The following is a 17203-nucleotide window of genomic DNA, read 5'->3' as shown; positions in this document are numbered from 1 at the left end:
GGAGTTCCATGCTTAGATTAATAAATATAGAGGGGTGGAGATGGTCAGTTATGATAAAAGCTGCACTATTCGATCTTGATGGAACGCTTTTAAACAGGGATGCTTCTGTCCAAATATTCATCACAAACCAATATGAACGACTCTATCATTGGCTTCATCATATCCCGAAAGATTTATATATTTCCAGGTTCATTGAATTAGATCAGAGGGGTTATGTGTGGAAAGACAGGGTTTATAAGCAGCTTATCGATGAGTTTTCAATCAAAGAATTAACTTGGGAAGAACTGCTTGATGATTATATCAGTCAATTTAGACACAGTTGTGTAGCATTTCCCCATTTACATAATATGCTGGCTGAATTAAAAAACGGTGGTATACAATTGGGGATGATCACGAATGGCTTCGGCAGATTTCAAATGGACAACATCCTGGCCCTTGAAATAGAGCCTTACTTTCAAGAAATTCTTGTCTCTGAATGGGAAGGAGTGAAAAAGCCCGATCCTGAAATCTTTAAGAGGGCGATAAAAAGATTACATGTAAAACCTGAAGAATGCATTTTTGTGGGAGACCACCCTGAGTATGATGTGTATGGTGCCCAAAAAATAGGGATGAAGGGGATTTGGAAAAGAGACCCCCATAGGACCGATGCAAAGCATGCAGATGCTGTGATTGATGACTTGTCTGATTTACCACGCTGCATAAGGAGCTTTGAATTTTCTGAACGGACCATTTAAAGAGCCAAATCGCCATCTAACATACTTTTTTAGACAAAGCTACCACTATTAAATTCATGGAATTTCTAGTATAATAGTCTTCTTGATACTACATATTCAGCGTAGCGCACTGGAATTGAATCAAATCAGGAGGGTCTAAATTGTTAGAATTCAGTAAATTATTAACAGAACCAGTAAAAACAGTTGCCATTAATATAGCAATTGTTTCATTGGTTACCATATCTCTTACCACACTTATATATACGGTACTTAAATTCATTAAGTTACCAGAAAAGTTCATAGAAAATATCATCGGCCTGGTCGTCGTGTTCGTTGGAATCGGCACCGTTTACTATTCACTTAGATGGGATCTATTCCTCGCATTATAACTATCTATACAATCTGCAAAAAGCATCTACATGGTGCTTTTTTCTTTTATCAACATTTATCTAAAAAAACATTTGTCCTTCACAAACTTCATCCTAAAGTCTTACTTCCTTTCATCTGAAATGACCATGATATGCCCCCGCCAAATCAATATAGTATAAATAGTAAAGGAAAAATCCCCTTGATAATATGGAGAAATTTCTATATATTTAGTAAATGCGATTTTACCAAATGTTGGAGGCAGCTACCTATGAATGATATGAAGAAATTTTGTAACTCCATTAACTCCTGTTTCACCAAAGAGAGTTCACCTTTTGACAAAAGAAATATGGGCGAGATTGTATCCTTACTTCGTGTGAAATCTCAACTGACTCAAGAAGAGCTGGCTCAAAAAGCAAATGTATCTACCCAAACCATTAAAAGACTTGAAGGAGGGAAAGAAAAGGTAAGTGATATCACTTGTCGAGAAATAATAGAAGCACTGGGGGTTAATATTTCTCGACTGACAAAGCTTCTAGACGAATGAAATGAACGACCGTTCAATTATAGAGAGAAGGAATACATATGAGATTCAGAGATTTTCATAAAAATATTAAAATACGTATCATTGAAACATTTATGAGCCGCTTTATTGGGAGCATGATCTTTCCGTTTATGTCGATCTACCTGGCCGTTCATTTTGGAACAAAGGTAGCAGGATTATTACTTTTGATCAATGTATTTGTAGGAATAGGAATCAACTTTCTCGGAGGATATTTTGCTGATCAATTTGGCCGGAAGAAAATCATGTTATTCGCAGAAACGCTCAGGTTTCTGGCTTTCATCACCATGATGGTTTGTAACTCGCCCTGGTTTGAATCTGCCCCTGTCACATTCGCCATGATGACGGTCAACAGCATTTGCTGGGGCCTTGCAGGACCTGCCAATCAGGCTATGATGATCGATGTCAGTACACCTCCACAGCGAAAGCTCATGTACTCGATCACCTATTGGGCAAACAATCTGTCCATCGCAATCGGAGGAATCATAGGGGCTTTCTTATTCAAGGATTACCTTTTCGAGCTCTTTCTGGCACTGAGTGTTGCATCCGCCATTACCGCAACCTTGGTGGCATTCTTCATTGATGAGAGCTATACGCCGTCGGAAACCGAGTTGACAGCCCCTCAGCACGTTAAACAACTTATATCAAACTACGGAAAGGTCATGCATGACAAGCTGTTTGTTCTGTTTACCATTGCGGGGGTGCTTATTCTTTCCATGGAGTTCCAGCTCACGAATTACATAGGTATTCGACTAAGTGAAGAAATGCCTTCGCAACCGTTTCTTTTCTGGGACATAGACGGCGTCCAAACAATGGGGATCCTTCGAAGTGAAAATACGATTCTGGTCGTCTTCCTCATGCTTTTTGTCACGAGGATTCCACATTCATTCAAAGACAGGAACGTACTTGTGTGGAGTTGTTTCTTCTTTTCGATAGGGTATGCGGCACTTGCTTATTCAAATAACCTGTACTTTTTGTTCTTGATGATGGCGTTACTCACGATAGGAGAAGTGTTCCGCGTGCCCGTAGAGCAGTCGTATATGGCAGCCATTCCCCCTGATGATGCCCGCAGTTCCTATATGGCATTTAACGGGCTGAAGTTTAACCTATCCATGTTGATCGCATCCGTCACCGTCACACTCGGAGCGATTCTACCATCAAACATCATGGCGGGGCTCATCCTCACCATTGGACTTTCTGGTACGATTATTTTAAAAATGATTTCTCCAGAATTAGATAGGCGAAAAGAAGGAGCGGAATTGAAGCAGAATCATGACGGTGTTAAAGCAGGTTAGGATATACGACGGAAATACACTATGGGAGTGTTCAGTCCTGGATTGTTTAAATTTACTAGGTAGATGAGAAGGCTTTGAGTTGAAATTTGAAATGGGCGGATGCTATATTATCCTGAATAAGGTACGAATCCCGTTCATACCTTTTAAAAGAGACCAATCGGACGAAGGGAGAGTCTATGGATAATAAATGGGAAGTCGCACTACCTTCTTTATCTCAAATGACCGTGTATTCAAATGCAAATAATGAGCCTGTCACAATCCATGGTGGTGATGAAACATTACGATGCATTGGTGTCGGGACAGACGCGGCGGTCTTTCAATCCATTTATGCACCCGAATTTGCTTTCAAATTATATGCAGAAGATAAAAGATCTAAAATAAAAAGTGAAGAAAAAGTCTATCAAACCATCGGAGATTCCCCTTATTTCTCCACCTGCTATGCAGCATATGATACATTACTGGTGTTAAGTTTTGAAGAAGGAGCAACCCTTTTTGATTGTTTGCTGCAGGGAATCAAGATTCCTGAACAAGTGGTAGAAGACGTGGAAAATGCAAGACAATATGTTCGAGATCAAGGAATGAACCCTCGTGATATTCACTTGAAAAACATTTTATTGCAAAATGGAAGGGCGAAAATCATTGATGTATCCGAATATATCCAACCTGGAAATGATTTCAGATGGGAGCATTTAAAGAAAGCTTATGAAGACCATTACCACCTTATAGAAGGACGGGCCGTACCATTTTGGTTATTGGAGACCATACGAAAGTGGTATAATTCATGGAATAAGCATTATAGTTCATATGAGGAGTTCATGAAAAGAGTAACAAATTTTACTTCCTTTAAATAAGTCTTAAGCGTTCAAGGCTTCTGTTGCTTTGTACGCTTTTTTGATGAAGAAGAGGTATCGATGAACTCGAATGAGTTGTACAACATGATTCCTTTTGACATAATTCAATTTAGAATAACCTTATATAGGATAGAAACAGGAGGGAGAATATGTGGTTTCAAAACGAAGTAACAAAGAGTCTGTGTACAAAATATCCTATCATCCAAGCAGGAATGGCTGGAGGGGTCACAACCCCAGCACTGGTTGCTTCTGTATCAAATTCCGGGGGGCTGGGGACGATTGGAGCAGGGTATATGTCTGTCACGGATCTCAATGAAAGTATCAAACAAGTAAAAAAGCAAACGAACCTGCCATTTGGGGTGAATTGTTTCATTCCTGAGGCACCGGAGTATAGTGAAGAACAGTTAAACCATATGCAAAAATTACTGAAACCATTTAAAGAAGAGTTGAATCTATTCAATGAAGGTCAATTCGCTTTAAAACAAATTGATCTTGAAAGACAGATTGAAACGATCATAAAGGAAAGGGTGCCTGTCTGCAGCTTTACATTTGGAATTCCGCCAAAGGAAATAATGAAAGAGTTGAAAAAAGAAGGTATTAAAGTGATTGGAACTGCGACGACGGTGGAAGAAGCATTGATCAATCAAGAGAGTGGAGTGGATTTGATCGTCGCACAGGGAAGTGAGGCGGGTGGTCACAGGGGTACATTTATTGGTACATACGATGAATCGATGATAGGGACGTTTTCACTTATTCCACAAGTAGTGGATGCTGTAGGAGTACCGGTTATTGCTGCAGGAGGAGTAATGGATGGAAGAGGCGTGATAGCAGCACTTGCTCTGGGTGCAAAAGGAGTTCAGATGGGTACAGCTTTTCTTACAAATAAAGAAAGTGGAGCAAAAGACATACACAAAAAAGCTATTTTACACGCGGAAGAGACAAATACAATCATCACATCTGCATTCAGCGGTAAGCCGGCAAGGGGCATGGCAAACTCATTCACAAACATAATGAAAGAGTATGAGAATCAATTCCTTCCTTACCCTGTGCAAAACGCATTGACAAAAGAAATAAGAAGGGAAGCCGGCAATCAACATAACTCTGAACTAATGTCATTATGGTCTGGACAAAGCCCGCGGCTCAGTAGGGACGTATATGTGGATGAACTGATTGATTCCCTGGTAAAAGAAGTAGAAAAAGGATTATTAAGATTGACCAGACAGTGACGGTTTTGATAGATTTCAACATCATTTACTCATCTTTAGTCCCATTATCCCAAATCTTGTTTTCCCATTATTTAACCTTGTAATACTTTCTAGCAAAGGTATAATTTTGATATAAGGAAAGCGCTTTTTTATTTAACGCAAATTTTCACAATAATTAAAATTCAATTTTCGAGGTGCATTTTCTAGGAGGTTCGCATGAGAGAAATTTTACCTGGATCCATATTGTCTCACATTCAATACGGATATCAAAAAGTTCCTAAGAAAGTCAAAAGTCAATGTCCAAACTGCTCTAAGACCAGTGAATTTGTGTTGAAAGCCAATTTCTATCAAGTGAATAAGACAGGGTTATTCGCAGAGGCAAACTGTTCGGAGTGTAAGAAACCGGCTGTTTTCGTAATCATGTTGAATGATGATTCGATTCATCACAAGGAGGAAGCGGGTCTTTATATTTATGATCCACTGGCTACAAATGGGCCTTTGGATCAGATCCAGGGGAATAAACGGATTCCCCAGGACCTAGTCCGTTCGTTCCGTTCTGCATTGAATGTTAGCCAGTCCAAAGATAACTCCGCAACGGCTGTAATGTCAAAACGAGTCTTGGAAAGTGTCCTGAAGAATTTCAATGGTGATCAATCACCAGGTCAATCCCTGTCGGAACAATTCGATCAGCTGCCAAAGAATGTAGATCTGTCAAAACCCATCCAGGCCCTCAGCCATCTTGTTCATCCAAAATCAGCATTTTATGAAATGTTGGAATTGGAACGGGAGATTGACGATGAAACTGCCGGCCTGCTCATAGAGTTATTGGAAGGCTTGATAGAATACCTGTATGTTCTTCCGGAAAAAATTGAATCGTTACAGGAGAGAATTGAAAAGAAATATTAGGGGAGTAGAGTGCCGTTTCTAGCACTCTACTTTTTTATAAAGGTTTTAACCCAAGGGAATACAATGCTTGATTCACGTCATCGATGTCATAGATTTTCTTCTCGAAACAAAATTGAATCACGAGATCGAATCGGTCACTGTCTGAAAGGGAGAACCCGGCTGCATTCAATAGTTCTCCTGTGTCTTCCTCAGACAATTGCAGAGAAAGACACAGTGCTACCACAGTCCGTTTACCCGGCTTATATTCATGAATCGATCTTATTTTGGAAAAGTGCTTTCGATCTACTCCGGCTTTTTTGTATACGGTAGCATCGGTCATACCCAATCCATCGATATGCCGAAACAACCTTTCCGAAAAAGACGCTGAATGGTGCATCTCAATAAATTCTTCCAGCTCACTGGAGTAAATTTCATCACTTAAGATGGGTTCTGATTTATGTATATCATATATTCGGAATTCTCTACTTGTCTCCACGAAATCAAGAAGCTCCTGCAAAATATGTTCATTAAGCACGCTCTCACCTCCAATTGTCGCTTCCTAAGCGACCCATTCTATACTCTTAGTGGTTATGATTATATCAGAAACGATAAAGAAAGGATGAGAAAAATTGAGAAGTGAATACACTGAAATCATTTTCTTATTAGACAGAAGTGGATCGATGAGAGGTCTTGAACATGAAACCATTGGAGGTTATAACTCTTTTATTGAAAAACAGAGTCAATTACCTGGTCAAACACTTGTGACTACCGTTCTTTTTGATGATAAGGTTGAGCAATTATGGAGTGGGAGGGAGGCAGGTAAGATACGGCTCACGAAGGACGAGTATTTTGTAAGGGGGTGCACTGCTTTAATGGATGCGGTTGGAAAAACGATTCATGAAGTAGGTCATCGCTTATCGAGGATGGAGGAAGGGGGAAGACCTGATAAAGTCATCTTTGTGATCACAACCGACGGTATGGAGAACTCGAGCGTGGAGTTCTCGGCAAGCCAGGTGAAGGATCTTATCAGTCATCAACAGGAGCGATACCATTGGGAGTTCATCTTTCTGGGAGCGAATATCAATGCTTCTCAAGAAGCATGGAATATCGGCATCGATATCGGGAATGCGTATCAATTTGAAGCTTCTTCTAAAGGGGTTGAAGAGATGTACGACGTGGTGAGTGAAGCAGTGTTTGAAAAGAGACATAAATGGTAATCATGATGTTGGGGTCCCATCTATTGGATGGGATTTTTTCATTGCCAATACATTTTAGCCTTACATCAGAATCAAGATCTTTCACGATTCTGATCAGTATTTATTTAAATTTTGCCAAAACTAGTTTATCATAGTGAAGTAGATTCAATTTATTTGGAAGTCAACGGAATTAAAGGAAGGTACACGATGATAACAGAAAACGAAAAGAATATTACGAGAATACATATGGATGGGAAGGAATTCATTCTCATCGGAACCGCTCATGTGTCACGTCAGAGTGCTGAGCAGGTGAAAGAAGTGATAGAAGCTGAACGCCCGGACACGGTTTGTGTAGAGCTGGACGAATCGAGGTATCAATCCATCGTCGAAGGAGATAAGTGGAGGGACACTGACATCTTTCAGGTAATCAAGGATAAGAAAGCCACATTACTGCTCATGAACCTTGCCATTGGATCATTCCAGCGAAGAATGGCCAAACAGTTCGGCATCAAACCTGGACAGGAAATGATTCAGGGGATCGAATCAGCGAAAGAACTAAATGCAGAACTTGTCCTTGCTGACCGTAACATCCAGGTGACATTTTCCCGGATATGGAACAGCGTCGGTTTCAGTGGGAAAGCCAAGCTATTGACCCAAATCATATACAGCATTTTCAGCACTGATACGATTACTGAGGAAGAACTCGAGAAAATCAAATCACAGGATATGCTTGATTCGATGTTGAATGAATTCACCCAAGTGTTTCCCAAACTGAAAACACCTTTGATTGATGAACGTGACCAATACCTGGCTCAAAAAATCAAGGAAGCACCTGGCGAAAAAATCGTTGCCGTTCTTGGTGCTGCACACGTTCCTGGTATCACGCAAGAAATCCATAACGAACATAACTTAGATAAGCTCAATGAGCGACCTGCTAAATCAAAATGGCCAAAAATCATCGGGTGGACCCTCCCTATCATGATCCTGGCCGTCATTGCCTACACGTTCATATCAAACCCGGATGCAGGCATACAGCAGGGTATCAGTTGGATATTATGGAATGGGGGATTCTCTGCCCTGGGGGTAGCCATTGGCATGGGGCATCCATTAGCCATATTAACAGCATTCGTCGCAGCACCTATCACTTCATTGAATCCGCTTCTGGCAGCGGGTTGGTTTGCAGGATTCGTTCAAGCCTATTTCCGCAGACCCAATGTCGGTGATTTTGACTCTCTCCCTGAAGATGTTCTGAGCATAAAAGGATTCTGGAGAAATAAAGTAACCCGCGTCCTGCTCATTGTCGTACTTGCCAATTTAGGAAGTACACTGGGGACGGTCATTGGCGGAGCAGACGTCGTAAGATTATTTCTGGAAAATATATAGAAACAAAATGAGTCATCCTCCTGGATGGCTTATTTTATATAGGTAATTGTTGGAATATTATGTTAAAATGAGTATACAAAAGCTGTGGAGGGGATTACGATAACTGAATTCATCAATCGATACGCCCATTGGCTCCTTCTGCTAATTACTGGATTGAGTATCGGGATGGGATTTACAATCCTCACATCTTCGGTTCAAGGAATCATTGCAGGCATATTTGGCATAGCAGGATTTTTGGGCGTTACCTATCTAGTCATCCATATGGAAGTGCAGAAGAGGAAGAATGGAAAATAAAAAAATTCAAAACTTCAGATTCAGTAACTCAAAAGAACAGGTTGAGCAGTTGAGTTTTCAATTGAATATTGTACATATACAAGGAGAAGCCGCAAAATCTATATTTAAATGTAACGGCACAGCCACGTTTTCAAAACAGATCTTTGGGTAAATAGTAGTTAAGCTTTACCCACGACCTTGTGAGGAGAGAATAATAGGTCTAAGAAAATGGTTAATTCATTTTAGTTACATAATTCATTTTTGAAGAATATATTGAAAATACAAGCTTATATTTATTATAATAACAGAAAGGATTTATAGAGGAGGATCTAATGGACACCCACAGGAGTAAAAGAATCTCAAAGTTATACAGAAAGTTAATTACTTCTGATGCAACGCAAGCTTTCCTTATTTATAAAGGCCTAGATGAGACAACGAAAGCAGAATTACTTGATTTAGTGGCAGAGATGGGCTCTCAGCACTCAGAAAAATTGATGAATAAAATAAGCTAACATACATGTACCGAGTTTAAGACCTGGAGAGATGAGTACCCCAGGTCTTTTTCTTATGAAAGTCTTAATGTGATTGACGTTTATCAGCGAAATAAATAATATATCAATAAAATAAAGCTAAGTCTTATGTCCCCCATTGAATACTTTACTTCGATGATATTTGACATATACTTAGAAAAAGAGTGCGGTGTGATTTCGATTAGGAAATCCATCGCATTTTTTTATTTCAATCCGATTTTATCATTCCATTGAACTACTTCTTCTTATTCTAAGGTGAATGATACAATCGGAAATAACCTTTTATAGTCCATACTTCCTTTATTTATGAAAATAGGAATATATTCCTTTTTATTCAAAAAATTATTGTAATTAAATGCTATAATAATTATAATATTAAGAAAATTTAATAAATATTTCCTAAGAAAGGAGGGGACACTTTATGAACGTATATATGTCAGTTGATATGGAGGGTATAACAGGACTGGTTGATCATACTCATGTCTCATCAGATAAGCATAATTATGAACGCGGAAGAATCATTATGACAGAAGAGGCCAATGCCGTTGTGACTGCTGCCTTTGATTCAGGCTGTAAGGAGGTATTGGTAAATGACAGTCATTCACAAATGAACAATTTGTTAATAGAGAAACTGCACCCTGAAACGAAACTGATATCCGGTGGAGTAAAGCCATATTCCATGGTTCAAGGACTGGATGAGACGTTTGATGGGGCTTTTTTTGTTGGTTATCATGCCCGGGCTTCCATGAAAGGGGTGATGTCCCATTCCATGATCTTTGGGGTGAGAAACATGTACATCAATGATGTGGCCGTTGGTGAACTGGGATTCAATGCATACGTTGCAGGGTACTACGGTGTTCCTGTGTTACTGGTTGCAGGGGATGATCAGGCTGCACAGGAAGCAGAAGTATTAATTCCAAATGTTACAACTGCCGTGGTGAAGGAAACGATTTCCCGTTCTGTTGCAAAGAGCCTTACCCCGGAGAAATCAATACAATTATTAAAAAAGAAAACAGAAGAAGCGATACATAATAAGAAAAAGGTACAACCACTCACTCCTCCTGAACATCCAACTTTACGTATCGAGTTTGCAAATTACGGACAGGCGGAGTGGGCAAGTCTCATGCCGGGAACCATTCATGAAGTTGATACCACGATTGTGAGGTTTGAGGCCAGAGATATCCTTGAAGCCTATAGAGCCATGCTGGTCATGACTGAACTCGCGATGAGAACAACATTCTGTTAGGAAGTGTGAGATCAATGAGTACATATTTGTTGAAACGATTACTAGCCATGGTCATAACCCTCTGGCTGATTGTGACGTTAACGTTTTTCCTGATGCATACCATACCAGGATCCCCCTTCAATGAAGAACGGAATACGAGTGACATGGTACAACAAAATCTAGAAGCTCATTACCATTTGAATGAGCCGTTGATGGTGCAATATCTTTTATATTTAAAATCACTTATCTCATTGGACTTTGGTCCTTCTATCACTCAGCCATCGCAAACAGTGAACGATTTGCTGGGGAGGGGATTTCCGATTTCATTTGAACTTGGTATGACGACTCTCATCATCGCTGTGCTTTCAGGAATCATCCTGGGGGTTTTGGCAGCCCTTAGACATAATGGCATCATCGACTATCTGGCGATGACATTTGCCGTACTTGGAATTTCAATTCCGAATTTCGTCATGGCGACTTTATTGATTCAACAAGTGGCTGTAACTTGGGGAATCCTTCCAGTTGCCACATGGACAAGCTGGCGACACATGATTCTCCCGACTCTTGCATTAGCCACAGGACCAATGGCCATCATCGCCCGTCTTACCCGCTCGAGTATGCTGGAAGTGTTGACACAGGATTATATACGGACAGCACGCGCTAAGGGATTGTCACCAGTCAAGATTGTAGTGAAACATGCTTTGAGAAATGCATTGCTGCCGGTGGTCACTGTACTTGGTACACTTGCTGCTGGGATCTTGACAGGAACCTTCGTCATTGAACAGATCTTTGCCATTCCAGGTATGGGAAAATACTTTGTCGAAAGTATCAATCAACGTGATTATCCGGTGATTATGGGAACAACGGTATTTTATAGTGCCTTCCTTATTGTCATGTTGTTTTTAGTCGATCTGGCATATGGTTTCCTTGATCCACGGATAAAGTTACATAAGAAGGAGGCAAAATGATGGGGGTTCCAAATCAACAAGAGCCACTCGCGACTCCAGACGTAAGGGATGAATGGTTCACACCCAAGAAGAGGAATAAAGAAGATGCTGAAGCAGTGGTGAGACCGAGCCTTTCCTATTGGCAGGATGCCTGGAAGCGCCTCATGAAAAATAAACTGGCCATGCTTGGATTAGTATTCTTAACTGCACTAATCATTATGGCGGTCGTCGGCCCGATTATTTCTCCATACGACGTCACTAAGCAAACCTTGTCCAATCAAAATCTGCCGCCTTCTGGTCAACATTGGTTTGGTACGGACGATATGGGAAGAGATGTATTTATCCGTACATGGTATGGAGCACGTATTTCGTTGTTCGTAGGGTTCATGGCAGCGCTTATCGATTTTGTGATCGGGATTGTATACGGTGGCATTGCAGGTTATAAAGGCGGCAAAACGGATAACGTCTTGATGCGCATTGTTGAAATATTATACGGATTACCATATCTGCTTGTCGTTATTCTATTGATGGTAGTAATGGGACCGGGTCTCTTGACGATTATCGTAGCCTTAACTGTGACCGGGTGGATCGGGATGGCCAGGATTGTAAGGGGACAGGTGCTTCAGATTAAAAACTATGAATTTATTTTAGCTTCAAAAACATTCGGGACGAAAACCGCGCGAATCATCAGAAAGAATCTGCTCCCCAATACAATGGGACCGATTATCGTACAAATGACATTGACGGTACCTAGCGCCATTTTTGCTGAAGCTTTCTTAAGCTTCCTTGGACTCGGCATCCAAGCACCATACGCAAGCTGGGGAGTGATGGCCAATGACGGCTTATCTACGATTCTATCGGGATACTGGTGGCGCTTATTCTTTCCTGCTCTATTCATATCATTGACTATGTTTTCATTCAATGTGTTGGGAGACGGTTTACAGGATGCACTGGATCCGAAATTAAGGAGGTAATCACCATGAGTAAAGTTTTATCTGTACAAGATCTCCATGTCTCCTTTACGACCTATGGCGGAGAAGTCAAGGCAGTCAGGGGAGTAAGTTTTGATTTACATAAGGGGGAGACGTTGGCGATTGTAGGCGAATCCGGCTGCGGGAAGAGTGTGACTTCCCAGAGCATTATGAGACTGATCCCGAATCCTCCCGGGAAAGTGACTGGCGGCAGGATCCTCTTTAAGGGAAGAGACCTTTTAAAGGTAACCGAACCCCAAATGAGGAAAGTGCGGGGAGCCGATATTTCCATGATCTTTCAGGATCCCATGACAGCACTAAATCCGACCTTGACCATTGGTGAACAGATCATGGAAGGGATATTGCAACACAACGATGTATCCAAGAAAGAGGCGAAACAAAAAGCGATCGACATGCTTAAGCTTGTAAGTATTCCAAATCCGTTGGAGAGACTGAAGCAGTATCCACACCAATTCAGCGGGGGAATGCGGCAGCGGATTGTGATTGCCATGTCCCTAGTGTGTGAACCTGATGTCTTAATTGCGGATGAACCGACAACAGCCCTGGATGTTACCATACAAGCCCAAATACTTGAATTGTTTAAAGAGATCCAGAAGAAGACGGGTGTATCGATTATTTTAATCACACATGATTTGGGAGTTGTGGCTCAAGTGGCTGACCGAATTGCCGTCATGTATGCAGGGAAAATAGTAGAAGAAGGAAACAGGCGAGAAATTTTTTATCACTCTCAACATCCTTATACTCAAGGACTGCTGGGATCCGTCCCAAGGCTTGATCTTGATGGGGAAGACCTGATACCGATTCCCGGTTCTCCGCCTGATTTATTTTCTCCGCCTGTTGGGTGCCCATTTGTTCCACGTTGTGAAAAAGCGATGGAAGTATGCGACCGTGTATATCCCGTAAAGACACAGTTATCGAACGAACACCATGTCGACTGCTGGCTCCAGGATAAAAGAGCCAACAAAGTCAAGCTTTCATCGGTCAGTTTAACCATTCGTTAAAATGATCGTTGGATAGAAAAATAGGATAAGAGGGGGAAAAGTATGAAAAAGCTATTATCAGTCTTTCTAGTAGGAATGCTCCTGTTCATGCTCGCCGCTTGTACGGCTACGAAGGATGCAGGCAGTGAGTCAAGCAGTGGGGATAGTAAGAAAGAAGATGCAGGAAAGGTCCTTCACCTGAATAATGGAGCGGAACCAACGTCGTTCGATCCACCAATCGGCTTTGATTCCTATTCATGGACAGCATTGAATAACTTAATGGAAGGGATGACCCGACTAAATGCCAATCATGAACCTGAAGCTGCCATGGCTGAAAAATGGGATGTCTCGGAAGATGGAAAAGTATATACATTCCACATTAGGGACAATGCCAAATGGTCAAACGGTGATGATGTTACTGCCGGAGATTTTGTATTCGCATGGAAACGCCTATTAAATCCAGACACAGGCTCACCGGCTGCCTTCCTCGGATATTTCATTGAAGGTGGAGAGGCCTTCAATACTGGAAAGGGTTCAGTTGACGATGTGAAAGTGGCGGCGAAGGATGAGAAAACATTCGAGGTCACACTGACAAGTCCACAAGCCTATTTCTTGAGCGTCATTGCCAATCCTGCATTCTTCCCGATCAATGAAAAGGTTGCTACAGAGAATCCCGAATGGTTTGCAGAAGCGGATACTTTCGTTGCTAACGGGCCGTTCAAGCTGACAGAATGGGAACATGACAGCCACTTCGTTATGGAAAAGAATGATCAATATTGGGACAAAGACTCAGTGAAATTAGATAAAGTTCACTGGGCAATGGTAAACGATACAAATACGGATTATCAATTATACAAAACCGGTGAACTGGATACAGCGGACGTACCGGCTGATTTAAGTAAACAGTTATTTGAAGAAGGTAAAGTGAATGTGGAAGACCAGGCCGGAACGTACTTCTATCGTTTCAATTTAGAAAAAGAGCCTTTTCAAAATCAAAACATCCGTAAAGCATTCGCCATGGCTGTCGATCAACAGCAAATGGTTGACTTTGTAACAAAGAATAAAGAAAAACCAGCTTACGGATTCGTTTCAAAAGGATTTAAAGATCCATCAGGCAAGGACTTCCGTGAAGCTAACGGAGACTTGGTGACTACTGATGTGGAAGAAGCGAAAGCCCACTTGAAAAAGGGGATGGAAGAAGAGGGATACGACAAACTACCGGAAGTCACTTTAACATACAGCACAAGTGATACTCATCAAAAAATTGCTGAAGCTCTTCAACAAATGTTCAAGGAAAACTTAGATGTCGATGTGAAATTAGCCAATATGGAATGGAATGTATTCCAGGATGAACAAAAGGCTTTGAAATTCCAATTATCACGGAGTTCATTCTTAGCAGACTATGCAGATCCGATTAACTTCCTGGAAAACTTCCAGACAGGACACTCCATGAACCGTACAGGCTGGGGTAATGAGAATTATGACAAGCTGATCCAACAAGCAAAGAATGAAGCGGATGAAGCAAAACGATTTGAAATGATGTATGAAGCAGAAAAAATCCTAATGGATGAATTGCCGATCATCCCGATTCACTTCTACAATTATGTGTATCTACAAAATGAGGATGTGACAGGTATCGTCCGTCACCCGGTCGGCTACATGGAATTAAAATGGGCTGATAAAGAATAAGGAAAGTAAAACAGTATGAGTGGAGGGGCGCGTCGGCACAATTTATGGCCATGCGCCCACTCCCTCTTTTTCTACGAAAGGGGTCAGGTACGTATGATGATGAAACCTTCTAAACTGAAAAAAGGGGATAAGGTAGGGGTTATAGCTCCTGCCAGCCCGCCGAAATCAGAACCATTGAAAAAAGGAATCAGTTTCCTTGAAGAATTAGGATTAGAAGTAAAGGTTGGGAACTCGGTACATAAGAAATATGGGTACTTAGCAGGTAAGGACACGGAAAGGATAGAAGATATCCATAGGATGTTTGAAGATCCGGATGTGAAAGCCATTTTCTGTGCATGTGGAGGCTTTGGAACGGGACGTATTGTTTCAAAACTGGATTTCGAACTGATCCGCCAAAATCCGAAAATTTTTTGGGGGTATAGTGATATTACTTTTTTACATACGGCCATTCATCAACGAACGGGTCTTGTCACCTTCCATGGACCGATGTTAAGTTCCGATATCGGACTCGAGGGCGTCCATGAAGCCTCAAAGGAATCGTTCCGACAGTTGTTTAAAACGGAGAACATTGACTATACGCATGACAAATCCAAACTTGAGACGGTCTCAGAAGGTGTAGCGACCGGCCCCGTGATCGGCGGGAACCTCACTCTGCTTGTGAGTACATTAGGGACACCATTTGAAGTGAATACCAAAGGAAAGATCTTTTTTATTGAAGATATTGATGAGGAGCCCTATCAAGTCGACCGAATGGTGAATCAATTGAAAATGGCCAATAAATTCAGAGATGCTTCAGGAATCATCATTGGTGACTTTAAGAACTGCGTGCCTAAGAAGCGCGAACGTTCCCTGACTCTTGATGAGGTTTTGACAGAACATATCGCGAGTGCAGGAAAACCTGCATTAAAGGGTTTTAATATCGGACATTCTTCACCGAATATTGCCATCCCGGTGGGCAGCATTGGAACAATGAATACTTTTGAACATACATTTAATATCAAATCAGGCATAAGAGAGGTTGAGAACGATTGAAGATCCACCAACTTGAAACGTTCAGGACTGCCGTCCCTTTACATACCCCTTTTAAGACTGCATTGCGTACGGTGACCGTAGCGGAAGCCATCGTTGTTAAACTGACTTGCGACAATGGGATTATCGGCTGGGGGGAAGCACCTCCAACCGTGGTGATCACGGGAGAAAGTTTATCCAGCATCGAACATAGCATCCAACAAGTAATTAAACCCGCGATAATAGGCAAAAACCTATTAAACCATGAGAATCTTTTTCAACATCTTCATTCGTTACTCATCAGGAATACAAGCGCGAAGGCAGCGGTGGATATGGCCATTTATGATTGCCTGGCTCAACATTGTCACTTGCCACTCTATCAACTTCTGGGAGGGTACAGAGGGGAGCTTGAGACAGATTACACGGTGAGTGTGAACAGCCCGAAAGAAATGGGTGAGGATGCAGTAACATATGTGAATAAAGGCTTTGATGTACTGAAAGTGAAAGTCGGTAAAGATGAAATCGAAACAGATATAAAAAGAATTCATGAAATCCGCCAACGGATCGGTTATGATATCAAAATTCGACTGGATGCCAATCAGGGATGGGAATCAAAATCCGCAGTCAGAGCGATTCGCAAGATGGAGGACCTTGACCTGAATATCGAATTAGTTGAGCAGCCAGTGCCTGCACATGACATTGAAGGCTTGAAGAGGGTCACGGATGAGGTCGAAACCCTGATCATGGCTGATGAAAGTGTGTTCACTCCATATCAAGCCTTTGAAGTATTAAAGACCCGAAGTGCTGATCTGATCAATATTAAACTCATGAAAGCGGGTGGAATCTACCAGGCTCAGAAAATAAATGATTTAGCTGAAGTTTGTGGGGTCGAATGTATGGTTGGCAGCATGATTGAAACCAGACTGGGAATAACGGCTGCGGCCCACTTTGCGGCAAGCAGGAAAAACGTCACTCGCTTTGATTTCGATGCACCACTTATGCTGGCTGAAGATATTGTAGTCGGTGGTATACATTATACTGGAAGGAAGATTACTATGCCGACTAAACCTGGTCTTGGCATAGAGAGAGTTAAAGTATGAATA

18 protein-coding genes are annotated in these 17203 nt (G+C 41.5%); 17 read left to right on the top strand and 1 reads right to left on the bottom strand.

Features of this window, described 5'->3' with window-relative positions:
- Positions 1-50 precede the first annotated feature (50 nt).
- The 7 genes from ACSQ2E_RS12130 to ACSQ2E_RS12100 all read left to right on the top strand — a co-directional run bounded on the left by ACSQ2E_RS12130 (position 51) and on the right by ACSQ2E_RS12100 (position 5898).
- Positions 51-734: an HAD family hydrolase gene (locus tag ACSQ2E_RS12130; protein WP_435990803.1), complete on the top strand. Its 684-nt coding sequence runs from the start codon at positions 51-53 to the stop codon at positions 732-734.
- Positions 735-874: 140 nt separating this feature from the next.
- Complete coding sequence (locus ACSQ2E_RS12125) at positions 875-1102, top strand: hypothetical protein (RefSeq protein WP_435990801.1); 228 nt, start codon at positions 875-877, stop codon at positions 1100-1102.
- Positions 1103-1350: 248 nt separating this feature from the next.
- Positions 1351-1626: a helix-turn-helix transcriptional regulator gene (locus ACSQ2E_RS12120; protein ID WP_435990799.1), complete on the top strand. Its 276-nt coding sequence runs from the start codon at positions 1351-1353 to the stop codon at positions 1624-1626.
- 38 nt (positions 1627-1664) lie between these two features.
- Entirely contained in the window at positions 1665-2936 is a 1272-nt protein-coding gene (locus ACSQ2E_RS12115) for an MDR family MFS transporter (RefSeq protein ID WP_435990797.1), read from the top strand.
- A gap of 176 nt (positions 2937-3112) precedes the next feature.
- Complete coding sequence (locus ACSQ2E_RS12110; RefSeq protein WP_435990795.1) at positions 3113-3787, top strand: serine/threonine protein kinase; 675 nt, start codon at positions 3113-3115, stop codon at positions 3785-3787.
- Between the two features lie 149 nt (positions 3788-3936).
- Positions 3937-5013: an NAD(P)H-dependent flavin oxidoreductase gene (locus ACSQ2E_RS12105; protein ID WP_435990793.1), complete on the top strand. Its 1077-nt coding sequence runs from the start codon at positions 3937-3939 to the stop codon at positions 5011-5013.
- Between the two features lie 195 nt (positions 5014-5208).
- Positions 5209-5898 (top strand): hypothetical protein, encoded by a 690-nt coding sequence (locus ACSQ2E_RS12100; protein ID WP_435990791.1) that lies wholly within the window; start codon positions 5209-5211, stop codon positions 5896-5898.
- 34 nt (positions 5899-5932) lie between these two features.
- Here the strand turns inward: ACSQ2E_RS12100 and ACSQ2E_RS12095 are convergent, their stop codons facing one another.
- Positions 5933-6412 (bottom strand): hypothetical protein, encoded by a 480-nt coding sequence (locus ACSQ2E_RS12095; protein WP_435990789.1) that lies wholly within the window; start codon positions 6410-6412, stop codon positions 5933-5935.
- A gap of 94 nt (positions 6413-6506) precedes the next feature.
- Between ACSQ2E_RS12095 and ACSQ2E_RS12090 the strand changes: the two genes are divergently transcribed.
- The 10 genes from ACSQ2E_RS12090 to ACSQ2E_RS12045 all read left to right on the top strand — a co-directional run bounded on the left by ACSQ2E_RS12090 (position 6507) and on the right by ACSQ2E_RS12045 (position 17200).
- Positions 6507-7094 carry a vWA domain-containing protein gene (locus tag ACSQ2E_RS12090; protein WP_435990787.1) on the top strand — a complete coding sequence of 196 codons (588 nt, stop codon included), beginning with the start codon at positions 6507-6509 and terminating at the stop codon, positions 7092-7094.
- 186 nt (positions 7095-7280) lie between these two features.
- Positions 7281-8456, top strand: a complete 1176-nt coding sequence (locus ACSQ2E_RS12085; protein WP_435990785.1) for a TraB/GumN family protein — start codon at positions 7281-7283, stop codon at positions 8454-8456.
- A gap of 84 nt (positions 8457-8540) precedes the next feature.
- Entirely contained in the window at positions 8541-8750 is a 210-nt protein-coding gene (locus tag ACSQ2E_RS12080) for a hypothetical protein (RefSeq protein ID WP_435990783.1), read from the top strand.
- Positions 8751-9680: 930 nt separating this feature from the next.
- Positions 9681-10505 (top strand): M55 family metallopeptidase, encoded by an 825-nt coding sequence (locus tag ACSQ2E_RS12075; protein WP_435990781.1) that lies wholly within the window; start codon positions 9681-9683, stop codon positions 10503-10505.
- A gap of 14 nt (positions 10506-10519) precedes the next feature.
- Positions 10520-11452 (top strand): ABC transporter permease, encoded by a 933-nt coding sequence (locus ACSQ2E_RS12070; protein ID WP_435990779.1) that lies wholly within the window; start codon positions 10520-10522, stop codon positions 11450-11452.
- Entirely contained in the window at positions 11452-12405 is a 954-nt protein-coding gene (locus ACSQ2E_RS12065; protein WP_435990777.1) for an ABC transporter permease, read from the top strand. The genes ACSQ2E_RS12070 and ACSQ2E_RS12065 overlap by 1 nt, the downstream gene beginning before the upstream one ends.
- Before the next feature lie 5 nt (positions 12406-12410).
- Positions 12411-13424, top strand: coding sequence for an ABC transporter ATP-binding protein (locus ACSQ2E_RS12060; protein ID WP_435990775.1), 1014 nt, complete (start codon positions 12411-12413; stop codon positions 13422-13424).
- Positions 13425-13466: 42 nt separating this feature from the next.
- Positions 13467-15092, top strand: coding sequence for a peptide ABC transporter substrate-binding protein (locus ACSQ2E_RS12055; RefSeq protein ID WP_435990773.1), 1626 nt, complete (start codon positions 13467-13469; stop codon positions 15090-15092).
- 93 nt (positions 15093-15185) lie between these two features.
- The gene (locus ACSQ2E_RS12050; RefSeq protein WP_435990771.1) at positions 15186-16124 is read left to right on the top strand and encodes a S66 peptidase family protein; all 939 of its coding nucleotides are present in this window, start codon (positions 15186-15188) and stop codon (positions 16122-16124) included.
- Positions 16121-17200 carry a mandelate racemase/muconate lactonizing enzyme family protein gene (locus ACSQ2E_RS12045; RefSeq protein ID WP_435990769.1) on the top strand — a complete coding sequence of 360 codons (1080 nt, stop codon included), beginning with the start codon at positions 16121-16123 and terminating at the stop codon, positions 17198-17200. Before ACSQ2E_RS12050 ends, ACSQ2E_RS12045 begins: the two co-directional genes overlap by 4 nt.
- Positions 17201-17203 lie beyond the last annotated feature (3 nt).

It is taken from the genome of Rossellomorea sp. LjRoot5 (genome assembly GCF_964253455.1).
Taxonomy (GTDB): Bacteria; Bacillota; Bacilli; order Bacillales; family Bacillaceae_B; genus Rossellomorea.
The sequence above is the reverse complement of the archived record's forward strand: the minus strand, read 5'-3'. Positions and strand labels throughout refer to the sequence as shown.

Bases quoted from the DNA above. Each gene is read 5' to 3' on its own strand.
- ACSQ2E_RS12130 (WP_435990803.1), top strand. From the start codon at position 51: ATGATAAAAGCTGCACTATTCGATCTTGATGGAACGCTTTTAAACAGG.
- ACSQ2E_RS12120 (WP_435990799.1), top strand. From the start codon at position 1,351: ATGAATGATATGAAGAAATTTTGTAACTCCATTAACTCCTGTTTCACC.
- ACSQ2E_RS12115 (WP_435990797.1), top strand. From the start codon at position 1,665: ATGAGATTCAGAGATTTTCATAAAAATATTAAAATACGTATCATTGAA.
- ACSQ2E_RS12110 (WP_435990795.1), top strand. From the start codon at position 3,113: ATGGATAATAAATGGGAAGTCGCACTACCTTCTTTATCTCAAATGACC.
- ACSQ2E_RS12105 (WP_435990793.1), top strand. From the start codon at position 3,937: ATGTGGTTTCAAAACGAAGTAACAAAGAGTCTGTGTACAAAATATCCT.
- ACSQ2E_RS12100 (WP_435990791.1), top strand. From the start codon at position 5,209: ATGAGAGAAATTTTACCTGGATCCATATTGTCTCACATTCAATACGGA.
- ACSQ2E_RS12085 (WP_435990785.1), top strand. From the start codon at position 7,281: ATGATAACAGAAAACGAAAAGAATATTACGAGAATACATATGGATGGG.
- ACSQ2E_RS12075 (WP_435990781.1), top strand. From the start codon at position 9,681: ATGAACGTATATATGTCAGTTGATATGGAGGGTATAACAGGACTGGTT.
- ACSQ2E_RS12070 (WP_435990779.1), top strand. From the start codon at position 10,520: ATGAGTACATATTTGTTGAAACGATTACTAGCCATGGTCATAACCCTC.
- ACSQ2E_RS12065 (WP_435990777.1), top strand. From the start codon at position 11,452: ATGGGGGTTCCAAATCAACAAGAGCCACTCGCGACTCCAGACGTAAGG.
- ACSQ2E_RS12060 (WP_435990775.1), top strand. From the start codon at position 12,411: ATGAGTAAAGTTTTATCTGTACAAGATCTCCATGTCTCCTTTACGACC.
- ACSQ2E_RS12055 (WP_435990773.1), top strand. From the start codon at position 13,467: ATGAAAAAGCTATTATCAGTCTTTCTAGTAGGAATGCTCCTGTTCATG.
- ACSQ2E_RS12050 (WP_435990771.1), top strand. From the start codon at position 15,186: ATGATGATGAAACCTTCTAAACTGAAAAAAGGGGATAAGGTAGGGGTT.